Annotated in this window: 14 protein-coding genes; 6 read left to right on the top strand and 8 right to left on the bottom strand. The window is 73.6% G+C overall.

Annotated features, from left to right (window positions below):
- Positions 1–13 precede the first annotated feature (13 nt).
- Entirely contained in the window at positions 14–976 is a 963-nt protein-coding gene (locus ABFJ78_RS37845) for a cation diffusion facilitator family transporter (RefSeq protein WP_436392241.1), read from the bottom strand.
- A gap of 54 nt (positions 977–1,030) precedes the next feature.
- Between ABFJ78_RS37845 and ABFJ78_RS37840 the strand changes: the two genes are divergently transcribed.
- Positions 1,031–1,381 carry an ArsR/SmtB family transcription factor gene (locus tag ABFJ78_RS37840; protein ID WP_436392240.1) on the top strand — a complete coding sequence of 117 codons (351 nt, stop codon included), beginning with the start codon at positions 1,031–1,033 and terminating at the stop codon, positions 1,379–1,381.
- On the opposite strand, the gene ABFJ78_RS37835 is transcribed toward ABFJ78_RS37840, so the two are convergent.
- Together ABFJ78_RS37835 and ABFJ78_RS37830 are read right to left on the bottom strand one after the other, a co-directional pair.
- Positions 1,378–2,181 carry a MerR family transcriptional regulator gene (locus ABFJ78_RS37835; RefSeq protein ID WP_436392239.1) on the bottom strand — a complete coding sequence of 268 codons (804 nt, stop codon included), beginning with the start codon at positions 2,179–2,181 and terminating at the stop codon, positions 1,378–1,380. The two genes, ABFJ78_RS37840 and ABFJ78_RS37835, sit on opposite strands and share 4 nt — an antisense overlap.
- 7 nt (positions 2,182–2,188) lie before the next feature.
- The gene (locus tag ABFJ78_RS37830) at positions 2,189–3,448 is read right to left on the bottom strand and encodes an amidase family protein (RefSeq protein WP_436392238.1); all 1,260 of its coding nucleotides are present in this window, start codon (positions 3,446–3,448) and stop codon (positions 2,189–2,191) included.
- A 99-nt stretch (positions 3,449–3,547) separates the two neighbouring features.
- Here ABFJ78_RS37830 and ABFJ78_RS37825 point away from each other — a divergent pair, with 99 nt between their 5' ends.
- Positions 3,548–4,144, top strand: a complete 597-nt coding sequence (locus tag ABFJ78_RS37825; protein ID WP_436392237.1) for a TIGR03086 family metal-binding protein — start codon at positions 3,548–3,550, stop codon at positions 4,142–4,144.
- A 262-nt stretch (positions 4,145–4,406) separates the two neighbouring features.
- On the top strand, positions 4,407–4,859 hold the full coding sequence (locus ABFJ78_RS37820; protein WP_436392236.1) for a nitroreductase/quinone reductase family protein: 453 nt from the start codon (positions 4,407–4,409) through the stop codon (positions 4,857–4,859).
- Here the strand turns inward: ABFJ78_RS37820 and ABFJ78_RS37815 are convergent.
- Positions 4,856–5,629 carry an ANTAR domain-containing protein gene (locus ABFJ78_RS37815; protein ID WP_436392235.1) on the bottom strand — a complete coding sequence of 258 codons (774 nt, stop codon included), beginning with the start codon at positions 5,627–5,629 and terminating at the stop codon, positions 4,856–4,858. The two genes, ABFJ78_RS37820 and ABFJ78_RS37815, sit on opposite strands and share 4 nt — an antisense overlap.
- Before the next feature lie 188 nt (positions 5,630–5,817).
- Here ABFJ78_RS37815 and ABFJ78_RS37810 point away from each other — a divergent pair, with 188 nt between their 5' ends.
- The 3 genes from ABFJ78_RS37810 to ABFJ78_RS37800 all read left to right on the top strand — a co-directional run bounded on the left by ABFJ78_RS37810 (position 5,818) and on the right by ABFJ78_RS37800 (position 7,160).
- Positions 5,818–6,426 carry an HSP18 transcriptional regulator gene (locus ABFJ78_RS37810; protein WP_436392233.1) on the top strand — a complete coding sequence of 203 codons (609 nt, stop codon included), beginning with the start codon at positions 5,818–5,820 and terminating at the stop codon, positions 6,424–6,426.
- A gap of 297 nt (positions 6,427–6,723) precedes the next feature.
- Positions 6,724–6,957, top strand: a complete 234-nt coding sequence (locus ABFJ78_RS37805) for a DUF6480 family protein (protein WP_436392231.1) — start codon at positions 6,724–6,726, stop codon at positions 6,955–6,957.
- 29 nt (positions 6,958–6,986) lie between these two features.
- Positions 6,987–7,160 carry a hypothetical protein gene (locus tag ABFJ78_RS37800; protein ID WP_436392230.1) on the top strand — a complete coding sequence of 58 codons (174 nt, stop codon included), beginning with the start codon at positions 6,987–6,989 and terminating at the stop codon, positions 7,158–7,160.
- On the opposite strand, the gene ABFJ78_RS37795 is transcribed toward ABFJ78_RS37800, so the two are convergent.
- From ABFJ78_RS37795 to mdlC, 4 genes are read right to left on the bottom strand one after another with little or no spacing between them, the layout of a single operon-like run.
- Complete coding sequence (locus ABFJ78_RS37795) at positions 7,157–7,318, bottom strand: hypothetical protein (RefSeq protein ID WP_436392229.1); 162 nt, start codon at positions 7,316–7,318, stop codon at positions 7,157–7,159. The two genes, ABFJ78_RS37800 and ABFJ78_RS37795, sit on opposite strands and share 4 nt — an antisense overlap.
- 8 nt (positions 7,319–7,326) lie before the next feature.
- Positions 7,327–8,547, bottom strand: coding sequence for an MFS transporter (locus ABFJ78_RS37790; protein WP_436392228.1), 1,221 nt, complete (start codon positions 8,545–8,547; stop codon positions 7,327–7,329).
- An 11-nt stretch (positions 8,548–8,558) separates the two neighbouring features.
- On the bottom strand, positions 8,559–9,986 hold the full coding sequence (locus ABFJ78_RS37785; RefSeq protein ID WP_436392227.1) for a benzaldehyde dehydrogenase: 1,428 nt from the start codon (positions 9,984–9,986) through the stop codon (positions 8,559–8,561).
- Positions 9,987–9,988: 2 nt separating this feature from the next.
- Positions 9,989–11,563: a benzoylformate decarboxylase gene (gene mdlC / locus ABFJ78_RS37780; RefSeq protein ID WP_436392226.1), complete on the bottom strand. Its 1,575-nt coding sequence runs from the start codon at positions 11,561–11,563 to the stop codon at positions 9,989–9,991.
- Positions 11,564–11,654: the final 91 nt, after the last annotated feature.

Here is an 11,654-nt window from a genome sequence, read left to right as displayed (position 1 = left end):
CTGCTGGTCGTCCTCAAGCTGGCGTTCGGGTTGCGCCGGAACCAGCCGGTTCGGTGTGGACGACGACCGCGGTCAGGTGGGGCACCGCGTGCACCATCCGGTGCTCCACCTCGTGCGCGAGCGTGTGGGCCTGGGTGACGGTCAGGTCCGCCGCGACCGCGACGGCCAGCTCGGCCCGCAGGTGGTGCCCGATCCAGCGCATCCGCATATCACGGACCTCGACCACCCCGTCCACTTCGGACGCCGCCCGCTCGGCCAGCTCGACCGACGCCGGGTCGACGGCGTCCAGCAGCCGCCGGAAGACCTCCCTCGCCGCGTCGCGCAGGACGAACAGGATCGCGACCGTGATGCCGAGCCCGACGAGCGGGTCGGCGGCGGGGAAGCCGAACGCGACCCCGGCCGCGCCCGCGACGACGGCCAGCGAGGTGAAGCCGTCCGTGCGGGCGTGCACGCCGTCGGCGACCAGCGCGGCCGAGCCGATCTCGCGGCCGACCTTGATCCGGTACCGCGCGACGAGCTCGTTGCCGGCGAAGCCGATGACCCCCGCCGCGGCGACCACCCACGGGTGCCCGACCGGCTGGGGATCGAGCAGCCGCACGACGGACTCGTACCCGACGAGCACCGCGGAAGCGGCGACGACCAGCACGACGACCACCCCGGCGAGGTCTTCGGCGCGGCCGAGGCCGTAGGTGTAGCGGCGGGTGGCCGCACGCCGGCCGAGCAGGAAGGCGATACCGAGCGGGACGGCGGTCAGCGCGTCGGCGAAGTTGTGGATGGTGTCCCCGAGCAGCGCGACCGACCCGGTGACGAGCACGAGCACCAGCTGCGCGACGGCGGTCCCGAACAGCGCGGCGAACGACCAGGTCAACGTGCGCAGACCGCGCCGGCTGGTTTCGAGGGCGTGGTCGACGCGGTCGGCGGAGTCGTGGCTGTGCGGGCGCCACCTGGAGTGGCCGTGCCCGTGTCCGTGTCCCATGCTGCGAGTCTATCTGCGCACACACGCAGATACGCAAGTAGTAGGGTTCACGGCATGCACGCGTCGCTGCCGGACTTCGACATGCCCACCGACGAGCAGGTCCACCTGGCGGCGGAGTCGTTCCGCCTCCTCGCCGACCCGACCCGCATCAAGGTGTTGTGGGCCCTGCTGCAGGGCGAGTCGTCGGTGGCGTGCCTGGCCGAACTGGCGGGCGCGGCCCCGACGGCGGTGAGCCAGCACCTGGCGAAGCTGAGGCTGGCGGGCCTGGTGAGGGGCCGCCGGGAGGGAACGTTCGTGTACTACTCGGCGGCGGACAACCACGTACGCGGATTGCTGGCGCAGGCTTTGCACCACGCGGACCACCTGGACCGTGACCTGCCCGCCGAGCACGCCCACCGGCCCTAGCCGATCGGCTCCTGCAGCTCCGTCACCCAGCCCGCCGGATCCGCCGGGCAGTCCAGGTACAACTCCCGCTGCGGCCCCGCCGACGCGAACCCCTGCTCGTCGATCCACCGGACCACCGCCTGCCAGCTCGGCAGGACGCCGTCGATCGCGCCGCGGTGGACCAGCGTTGCCGCGCGCGCCGCCGGCAGGTCCGCCACCGTCAAGCCGTTCAGGTCACCCTGGCCCACCGATGCCGGAACCGCCGCGTGCACGACGACCTCGTCCTCGGCGCGCTGCTCGTAGTAGCACGTCAGCCGTCCCGCCGGGGTGACGTCCGCGGTGGCCAGGCGCCGACCGAGCTCCGCGCACAGCGGGCGGACCACCGGGCCGATCGCCTCCGGCGCGAACCCCGCCGCGACGCCCGTCAGCTCGACCACCCGCAGCGCCGGCAGCTCCTTGACCACGACGTCGGGTGCGGTTCCTTCCGCCTCGATCGTCCGCAACCGGGCCTCGACCTGGGCGAGCCGCGCCGCGCCCTCCGCCAGCGCGGCCTCCAGCTCCGCTCGCCGCAACGTCAGCATCCCGCGCACCTGCTCCGCCGAAACCTCGTCGGCCAGCAGCGTCGCCACCTGCTCGAGGGTGAAGCCGAGGTCCTTCAGCGCGACGATCCGGTTGAGCCGCGCCAGCTGGCCCGCCGCGTAGCTGCGGTAGCCCGTCGCGGGATCGACGCGCGCCGGCCGCAGCAGCCCGAGCGCGTCGTAGTGGCGCAGCATCCGGACCGACACGCGGCCGTGGCGGGCGAAGTCGCCGATCGAGAACACGCGCCGATCATCCCGCAGGCGGGACGAACCCGCCGACGACGTCCGCGGCGAGCTCGGCGAACGTGATCGCGGTGTCGTCCTCGCGGGCCGGCCCGACCACCTGCAGCCCGGCCGGCAGCGGGCCGCCGATCGGCGCGCTCACCGCCGGCAGCCCGGGCAGCGACGCCTGCGCGATCCAGAACACCTGGTCGTCGTAGCGCCGCCGGTCGTCGTGCGCGGGCGCCGTCGTGAACACCGTCGGGCAGAGGAAGACGTCGACGTCCGCGAAGTACCGGGCCCACGCCGCGCCCAAAGCCGCCCGCTGCCGCTCCTGGTCGTCGGCGCCGTCCGGTTCGCGGCCTTCCTGCGCGGCGAAGAACCACTCGACCTGGAAGCCGAACGCCTCCGCCTGGACGACCGGGTCGACACCTTCGGGCCAGCCGTCGACCACCCGCACCCCGGCTCGGGCAAGCGCGTCGACGGCGTCCGACAAGACCGCGCCGACCTCACCGGTGACCGGGCAGGCGGGGTCGTCGAGGACCACGCCGACGCGGAAGTCCGCGAGCCGCGACCGGCGCGAAGACGTCAGCTGCTCGGCAGTGACGCTCAGCGCGAGCCGCAGGTCGGCGGCCGACCGGGCCAGCGGACCGACCGCCGACGGGAACTCCCGGACGAGGTCGGCGGGCGGCCCGGGTGGCTGGAAACCCCGCAGCGGCACGGTTCCCGGCGTCGGCTTGAGGCCGTAGACGCCGCAGTAGGCCGCCGGGATCCGGATCGACCCGGCCAGGTCCGAGCCGTACTCCACAAAGGACAGTCCGGCGGCGAGGGCGGCCGCCGCGCCGCCGCTCGAGCCGCCCGGCGTCCGCGCGTGGTCCCGCGGGTTCAGCGTCCGACCGAACACGGGGTTCTCCGTCCGGCCGAAGTCGGCGAGCAGGTGGTGCACGTTCGACTTGCCGACGACGATCGCGCCCGCCGCCTGCAGCCGTTCGACCACGACAGCGTCCCGGTCCGCCACGGACTCGGCGAACGCGGGCTCGCCCCAGGTCGTCGGCAGGCCCGCGACCGCGAAGGCGTCCTTGATCGTCATCGGGACGCCGTGCAGCGGGCCGCCGGTGGTCGCGTCGGCGCGTGAAGCGGCTTCGAGCGCGAACTCGCGGCGGGTCGCGACGACGGCGTTGACGTCGGAGGCGTCGATGCGCGCGAAGAGCTGTTCGGTCAGCTCACGCGACGACAGCGCGCCCCGGCGGAGGTCGGCGGCCACCTCGGTGGCGGTGCGGAAGAACGTCATGGGTCCGGGATAGAACCTCACACGGTGTCAGGGTCAACTGTCGAGTCCGGCCACGCCCGTTCGTCCTCGGTGCCAGAGCACTTTCGACGAAGGAGCGAAATGGACACGATGGACTTGTACCGGCGCGCCCAGGACGGGTTCGACGCGGTACTGGCGGCGGTGCGGGACGACCGGTGGGACACGCCGTCGGCGTGCGCGGAGTGGTCGGTGCGCGACGTCGCCGGGCACGTCGTCTGGGGCCAGCGTCAGCTGCGGGCCTGGGCGAGCGGCGCGGACTACGGCGAGACCGCGGGCGCGCCGGGCGCACCCCACCCCGCGGTGCTGGCGGGCGCGGACCCCGTCGAAACGTGGCGCGCGGCGGCGGTCCGGACCCTGACCGAGGAGGAGCTGGGTCGTCCGGTTTCCCTGCCCGGCCTGGGCGAGGTGCCGGTCGCCGGGATCGTGCCGTTGCTGATCACCGACCTGGTCGCGCACAGTTGGGACATCGACCAGGACGTGCGCATCGAGCCGGAGCTGGTGGCGGTGGCGTTCGGCTGGGCCCGGGCGAACGTCGTGCGCCGGCCGGGGTTCTTCGGCCCGGAGCTCGTCCCGCCCGCCGGCGCCGACGAGCAGACGCGGATGCTGGCCTTCCTGGGCCGCCGGGTGCCCGTGGCCGTGGGGGTTTCCGGTTCGCGCCCTGGTGGTAGCCACCAGTGATCGCCGTCCGAACGGCGGACGGCGCGGCGTGGCGGAGGGAAGACCGATGCCGAACGCAACCCGCATGACCGCACCCCCGGCGCCGCCCGAACCGGTGGGCCCGGAGCCGGTGCCGCCCGGCCCGGGCCCGGACCGGCCGGCGCCCGACCCCGGCACGCCCGTCCCGGACCCGCTGCCGCCGGAACCGCAGCCCGGCCCCGAACGACACTCATACGGATCACAGATAATACGAGTTACGTATGATCTGGTGTACGGTCGTGGCATGACAACAGCGCAGAAGTACCGGCGGATGGTCAACGCCGGCAACAAGATCGTCGTGGGGCTGCAGCGGCTGGGCGTCGCGTTCGGCCCGATGCAGCTGCTCACCGTCCCGGGACGGCGCACGGGCGTGCCGCGCACGTTCCCGATCGCGGTCATCCCCATCGACGGCGACCGCTACATCTTCCAGGCCTACCCGAAGGCGGCCTGGGTCGCGAACGCGCGGGCGGCGGCCGAGGTGACGCTCACCCGCGGCCGCCGGACGTCCCCGGCGCGCTTGGCGGAAGTGCCCGTGGAGGAGCGTCGTCCGCTCCTGCGCCGGCTGGTCGCGGACAGCCCGGCGAGTGTCGGAAAGCGGCTGGTGACCACGGGTTTGGCCGAGGCGGCCACGCCCGACGCGGCCGCGGCGGCGGCCGAACGCATCGCCGTGTTCCGCGTCGAGCCGGTCAGACGCTAAGGGCCGGTCAGCTCGGTGTGGCCGGGCTCGAACGCCCGCAGCACCTGTTCGGCGGCGACACGCGCGGCGGCGCTCGGTTCGATCGTGCGGTCGCCGTCGGGCTGCGGTGCCGGCGCGCCGCCCAGCAGTTCCACGAGTGCGACGGCGAGTTCGCGCACCTTGACGTTGAACTGCTGGCTGGCGCGCCGCAGCGTCGCCCACGCCTCGTCCGGATCGCAGCGGCGCAGGGCGATGACGATGCCCTTCGCCTCCTCCAGCGCGGCCCGCGACTGCAGGAGGTCCAGCATCTGCTCGGTCCGGTCGGGCCGGGCCGCCTCGGCGACGACCAGCGCCATCGCCGTGAACCTTTCGTGCCGCCGCAAGACCTTCAGCGTCTCTTCGGTGGCGGGCCCGTCGAGCGTCACCGACAGCACCAGCCTGCCCTCGGTGTCCCACGGCGCGGGGAGCGCGGCGACACCCCGGACGCGCGGCCAGTCCGTCCCGGGGTGGCGCTCCAGCAGGGTGGTCAGCGTGAGCGACGGCCAGCGTTCGTCGGCGAAGACGTCCGCGGTGACGACCGGCAGACCGGTGTCGCCGGCGGTCGCGACCGGCCCGCCGAGTCCATCCAGCTGGGCCGGGACGAAGACGTCCGCGAGCCCGTGGCTGGCGGCCACGCGCAGCGGCGATCCGGGGTGGTGCACGGAAACGGCCGCGCCGAGGGCACCCGGCACGTCGGCGGCGATCCGCTTCAGGAGCTCTTCGAGCAGCGCGGACACGGGCTCGGTGAACACGTGATCGTCCTGGACGTCGTGCGGAGGGTCAGGCCGCGTTCCGCCGCCTTCCGCCGGAGCTGAGGTCGCGAAAGGATCCGGTGCGCGTCATCATCGGAAACCACCTCCGGGAACTCGACGAACGGTGGCCCCTGTTCTAGCATGTCGTCAGAACGATGACAATGTCGGGGTCGTCGGAAGGATGACGAATGGGCGATAGTGATCCCGCCGGCGCGGTGAGCCGGCTCCACGAGGTGGTCGCGGCGGCCCGCGCGGGCACCGCGGACCGGGACGGACTGCTGACGGCGCTGGCCGACCTGCGCGTGCTGCGCGAGGAGCTGGCCGGCTGGGAGCCGGAGCTGATCACGGCGGCCCGCACGGCCGGCGCGAGCTGGGTGGCGCTGGCCCCGGCGCTGGGCGTGGCGAGCCGCCAGGCCGCGGAACGGCGCTACCTGCGGCTGCAGCCGTCGCACACGGGCGAAAAGACGGGCGAGGCGAGAGTCGACGCGGAACGCGATCGCCGCGCGGGCGACCGGGCGGTCGCCGACTGGGCCCGCCGCAACTCGGCGATCCTGCGCCAGCTGGCCGGCCGCGTGAGCGCGCTGGACGGCCTCGACCCGGCGGCGCAGAAGAGCGCGGACCGCCTGGGCGCCGCCCTGGGCGACGACGACCCGGCGACGCTCCTGCCGCCGTTGGCCGCGGCGCGGTCCCATCTGGCCGGTGACCACGCGGGGCTGGCGAAGGAGCTGGGGGAGATCTCGGCGGAGACGGACCGCCTCCGCCGCGACGCGGTCGGCAACCGGCGGGCGAGGGACTGAGGCGCGCTCCGCGGCCGCGCGGCTTGCTTGCGGTGGTTCAGGCAGGGCAGTCGGTTCGGTGAGGGGCGGGCAGTGGGTGAGCTGTGTGGGCGACGTGTCCGGGCTGGGCAGTCGGTTCGGTGAGGGGCGGGCAGTGGGTGAGCTGTGTGGGCGACGTGTCCGGGCTGGGCAGTCGGTTCGGTGAGGGCCGGGCAGCGGGTAACCCGTACGGGCACGCACCCGGCGCGCGCCACCGGGTTTGCCCGCTTCCCCGCCGGGCACCCGTCGCGCAAGCCGACCGCGACGGAAGGACCCGCCATGACCGCCCAGCCCCCGGATCCGGACCCCGGCCGGACCCCGGACCTCGAGGCCGGCGGGGGCGTGCCGCCGGGCAGCACGCCGCCCGATTCCGCGCAGACGTCCGGCCTCTCGCACCCGCAGCCGATGCCCGGCAAGACCGCGCCGGTGCTCTGGCTGATCCTCACCGGCGTCCTGGTGCTGATGGTGGCCGGGCTGGTGATCGCGCTCGCCGTCGGCTGGCTGGGTGTCTGAATCCCGCCGTGATCGGGTACCACCCCGGCATGGACGACAAGATCCCCGACCGGACGGAAACCCGCGCCGAGCTGCTGCCCGAGGAACAAGCCGCCGACAGCGCCGATCCCGAAGCGCAGGCCCGCCAGGTGCTCGAAGACTCCGACCGTCGCACCGAGCACCCGAAGCCGACCATGCGCCGCCGTCCCGAGGAGACGGCCTAGTCGCCGCCGCGGAAGTTGTCGTGCGCGCCGGGATGGCCCGGCCGCGCACGCGCTTCCTCGTCCTCCAACGGCCCGTCCGGCTCGTCGCGGCGGGGCGGCACGTCGACCGGGTTTCCGCTCGAGTCCTCTTCGCCGGCTTCGTCATGTGGTTGCGTCATCCTGGCGGCTACCCCGCGGACGCCGGCGTCAACCGCGACGGCTCCCGTGCCTCGCCACGCAGCATCAGCACCGCGACCAGCCCGAACGCGGCCACCACGGCGAAGAAGTAGAAGCCCCACGGGTACGCGACCCCGGCGGTGACCAGCGCGCCGGTCACGAACGGCCCGAGGATCGAGCCGAGCCGCCCGACCGCCGACGTCAGCCCGAGCGCCGTCCCGCGCGCCCGCGCCGGGAACGCCTGGGCCACATACCCGTAGATCAGCACCTGCGCGGAGAACACAAACACCCCGGTCAGCAGCACGACCGCGTTGAGCACGAACGCGTTGCCGATGCGCAGGCTCAGCGCCGCGAGCAGCACGGCACCGGCGCCGAACCAGATCCGGGCGATCGGGCGGATGCCGAACCGGTCGGCGATCGTGCCGGCCAGGACCAGCCCGAGCACCGCGCCGATGTTCAGCACCAGCAGCAGCGTGATCGACGTCGAAATCGGGTAGCCCGCGGTCCGCATCAGCTGCGGCAGCCACGTGTTGAGCCCGTAGACCAGCAGCAGCCCCATGAACGACCCCGTCCACACCGCGATGCTGATCCGCCGGAAGCGCGCGCCCAGCAGGTCGCGCAGCCCGACGCGCTCAGCGTCGTCTTCGCGAGCCGCCAGGTACGCCGCGGATTCGGGCAGCTTCCACCACATCAGCGGCACGGCCAGCAGCCCGACGATCCCGCCGCCGTAGAACAGCACGTGCCAGTCTTCTTTCGCGGACAGCGCGAGGATCGACGTCAGCACCGCGCCGACGTGGTAGCCCGTCATGGTGAACGTGCTCGCGCTCGCGCGCCGCCGCGCGGGCAGGTTCTCCGACATCACGGTCAGCGCCACCGGCATGCACGCGCCGAGCCCGAGCCCGGCGACGAACCGGAAGACCCCGAACGTCGCGACGTTCGGCGCGATCGGCGTCAGCAGGGTGAACAGCGAAAACAGCAGAACCGAGCCGATGAGCATCACGCGGCGGCCGAACCGGTCGGTGAGCGGGCCGAGGCAGGCCGCGCCGACGGCCACGCCGACCAGCGACACGGTGGCGACCGCCGTCGCGCCGGCCGCGGTGAAGCCGAGGTAGCCGCTCTTGAGCAGGGTCGGGATGGTGGCGCCGAGCGCGACCAGGTCGTAGCCCTCGAGCAGGACCGTCAGCCAGCAGAGGACCGCCGTCCACACGGGACGGGCGGGAGACGTCGTCATTGCCGTGCTCCTTAGAAGGGGTAGCCCGCGATGTCCGCGCGGACGGTCAGCCACTGGGTTTCGGTGAAGGCCTCGATGTTGGCCTGGGCGCCGCCGAAGCGGGAGCCGTTGCCGGAGTCGCCGACCCCGCCGAACGGCGCGGTGGGCTCGTCGCCGACGGTCTGCTCGTTGATGTGCACCTTGCCCGAGCGGACCTCGTCGGCCAGCGTCATCGCGGTGCCGACGTCGCCGAGGATGCCGACCGACAGGCCGTACTCGGAGTCGTTGACCAGCCGCGCGGCCTCGTCGAGGTCGCGGTAGGCGCGCACCGGCGCGACCGGGCCGAAGATCTCCTCGCGCCACGCCGGACTCTCGTCGGAAAGTCCGAAGAGGACGGTCGGCGGGTAGAACGGCGCGTCGGGCTTGCCGCCGGCCAGCACGCGGGCGCCGGCCGCGACGCTGCGGTCGACGACGTCGGTGACGTGCGCCAGCTGCCGGTCGTCGATGATCGGGCCGAGCGCGACGTCGTTCTCGGCCGGGTTCCCCACGGGCAGCCGCCGCGCCTTCTCCGCGAGCGCTTCCACGTATTCGTCCACTTGGGACTCGTGGACGAGGTGACGGCCGGTGGTCATGCAGATCTGGCCCTGGTGCAGGAACGAGCCGAACGCGCCGGCGGACGCGGCCTTGGCGACGTCGGCGCCCGGCAGCACGACGAGCGCGTTGTTCCCGCCCAGCTCCAGGTGGACGCGCTTGAGCGAGCGCGCGGCGGCCTCGCCGACCTTCCGCCCGGCCGCCGTCGAGCCGGTGAACGACACGACCGACACCTCGGGCGCGTCGACGACCGCGGCGCCGACGGCGGCGTCGCCGGGCAAGAGGTGCAGCAAACCGGCAGGCAGCCCGGCCTCCTCGAAGACTCGCACGATGCTGACGCCACCGGAAACCGCGGTGCGCAGGTCCGGCTTGAGCAGCACGGCGTTGCCGAGCGCGAGGGCGGGCGCGACCGAGCGGATCGCCAGGATCAGCGGGAAGTTGAACGGCGAGATCACCGAAACCACGCCGGCCGGGACGCGCCGGGCCAGCGACCAGCGCGGTTCGCCCGTGCTCAGCACCTCACCGCGCGGGTGGGTCGGCAGCGCCGCGGCCTCGAAGCAGATCCCGGCCGCCATCTCCGTTTCGATCCCGGCCTTGGGGCGCGTCGAACCGGCTTCGCGGACGATCCAGTCCTGCACCTCGGCGGCGTGCGCCTCCCACAGCTCGCCCGCGCGGCGCAGCACCGCGGCGCGCTCGGCGGGCTTGCGGTGCGCCCAGTCGCGCTGGGCTTCGGCGGCGGCGCGGGCCGCGTCGGCGACATCGCCGGGCGTCGCGATGCCCACGCTGCCCAGGGTTTCCCCGGTCGCTGGTTCGACGACCGCGTGGGTCCCGCCGCTGCCGGTGAGGAACTCGTTGTCCAGCAAGGTCATGATCACTCCGGTGTGGTCGGTTCGGTGTCGACCTGGATCAGCCGCGGGCCGTCCGGGGTCGTCTTGAGCTGGGCGTGCAGGTCGTCGACGTCGACGGCGGTGGTGGCGGGTACGCCGTAGCCGGCGGCGATGGCGGTGAAGTCGAGCCCGGGGATCTCGGTGCCGGGCACGTCCGGCGTCCCGAGCAGCTCGCCGAACCACCGCAGTGCGCCGTAGACGCCGTTGCGCAGGATCACGAACGTGACCGGGACGCGGTAGTGCGCGGCCGTCCACAGCGCCGTGATGCCGTAGTTGGCCGAGCCGTCGCCGATGACGCCGACGACCGGGCGGTCCGGGCTGCCCATCGCGACGCCGACCGCGGCGGGCAGGCCGAACCCGAGGCCGCCGGCGGCGGGGAAGAAGTACGAACCTTCCTGCCGCAGGTCCATCTGCCGCCACCACGCCGAGTTCGTCGACGTCGATTCGACGACGTACCGGGTGTCGGCGGCCTGAGTTTCGCGCAACGCCGCGAAGACCTGCTCGGGGTGCAGCGCCTGCTCGCCCGTTTTGGGCGCGGGGCTCGCGACGTAGTCCCCGCTCGACGCGCGTCCCGGCAGCTTGGCCAGCAGCGCCTCGATCACCGGCGCCGGGTCGGCGACCAGCGCCTCGCCCATCGGGGCGCGGGCCGCGGCGCCGAAGTCGTCGGTCACCTGTACCAGCCGCGTGCCCGCCGGCAGGTAGGCGCCGGGCACGTACTGGTGGTAGCGGAAGACGGGCGCGCCGAGCACGAGCACGAGGTCGTGCCCGGTGAGCGCGTCCGAAACCGAAGCGATGCCGGCCGGCAGCACGCCGCGGAAGAGCGGGTGCCGGTTGGGGAAGGGCAGCCGATGCGGCGACGGCGCCACCCAAGTCGGCAGGTCGAGGTGCTCGGCCAGGGCGACGGCGCGCTCGAACAGGCCGAGGGCGTCGAGGTCCCCGCCGAGGACGAGCGCGGGGTTCTTCGCTTTCGTGATGCTCGTCGCGAGGTCGTCGAGCTGGTCCGCGCTCGGCGTGAGTCCTCTTTGGACGTTGCGGTCCAGCGTCACGGCGGCGTTGTGGTCCAGCTCGACGGCCCAGTCGTCGTAGGGCACCGAGAGGTAGCTCGGCCGCCGGTGCAGCTCGGCCTCGAACACCGCCTGGGCGAGCGAGCGCGGGACGTCCTCGGCGCAGCTCGGCTCGCCGGACCAAGCGGCCAGGGGGCGCATCAGCTGCGTGGCGTCGACGTTGGCGAGCATCGCCTCCATCCCGATGGCCGCGCGGACCTGCTGGCCGGCGGTGAGCACCAGGGGAGAGCGCGAGTAGACGGCGTTGGTCAGCGCGCCCATGGCGTTGCCCGAGCCGGCGGCCGCGTGCAGGTTGACCAGCACCGGGCGGCCGGTCGCCTGGGCGTAGCCGTCGGCCATCCCGACGACGGCGCCTTCGTGCAGGCCGAGGACGTACCGGAAGTCGCCGGGCAGCTCGGCGAGGAACGGCAGTTCGTTGGAGCCGGGGTTGCCGAAGATCGTGGTCAGGCCGCGGCGGTGCAGGAACTCGTGGGCGAGCCGACGGGCGGTGGGCATGCGCTGTCCTCCTCGGGCGGGTTGGACCAGACCCTAGGGAGACGGCGGCGTGTGTTCCAATAAATGTTGCCTCGGTGGTTCATAGACAGGA

The organism is Amycolatopsis sp. MEPSY49, from assembly GCF_051337345.1.
Classification (GTDB): Bacteria; Actinomycetota; Actinomycetes; order Mycobacteriales; family Pseudonocardiaceae; genus Amycolatopsis.
Note: the sequence above shows the minus strand (reverse complement) of the source record. Positions and strands in the feature narration are given on the sequence as shown.

Bases quoted from the DNA above. Each gene is read 5' to 3' on its own strand.
- ABFJ78_RS37845 (WP_436392241.1), bottom strand. From the start codon at position 976: ATGGGACACGGACACGGGCACGGCCACTCCAGGTGGCGCCCGCACAGC.
- ABFJ78_RS37840 (WP_436392240.1), top strand. From the start codon at position 1,031: ATGCACGCGTCGCTGCCGGACTTCGACATGCCCACCGACGAGCAGGTC.
- ABFJ78_RS37830 (WP_436392238.1), bottom strand. From the start codon at position 3,448: ATGACGTTCTTCCGCACCGCCACCGAGGTGGCCGCCGACCTCCGCCGG.
- ABFJ78_RS37825 (WP_436392237.1), top strand. From the start codon at position 3,548: ATGGACACGATGGACTTGTACCGGCGCGCCCAGGACGGGTTCGACGCG.
- ABFJ78_RS37820 (WP_436392236.1), top strand. From the start codon at position 4,407: ATGACAACAGCGCAGAAGTACCGGCGGATGGTCAACGCCGGCAACAAG.
- ABFJ78_RS37810 (WP_436392233.1), top strand. From the start codon at position 5,818: ATGGGCGATAGTGATCCCGCCGGCGCGGTGAGCCGGCTCCACGAGGTG.
- ABFJ78_RS37805 (WP_436392231.1), top strand. From the start codon at position 6,724: ATGACCGCCCAGCCCCCGGATCCGGACCCCGGCCGGACCCCGGACCTC.
- ABFJ78_RS37800 (WP_436392230.1), top strand. From the start codon at position 6,987: ATGGACGACAAGATCCCCGACCGGACGGAAACCCGCGCCGAGCTGCTG.
- ABFJ78_RS37795 (WP_436392229.1), bottom strand. From the start codon at position 7,318: ATGACGCAACCACATGACGAAGCCGGCGAAGAGGACTCGAGCGGAAAC.
- ABFJ78_RS37790 (WP_436392228.1), bottom strand. From the start codon at position 8,547: ATGACGACGTCTCCCGCCCGTCCCGTGTGGACGGCGGTCCTCTGCTGG.
- ABFJ78_RS37785 (WP_436392227.1), bottom strand. From the start codon at position 9,986: ATGACCTTGCTGGACAACGAGTTCCTCACCGGCAGCGGCGGGACCCAC.
- mdlC (WP_436392226.1), bottom strand. From the start codon at position 11,563: ATGCCCACCGCCCGTCGGCTCGCCCACGAGTTCCTGCACCGCCGCGGC.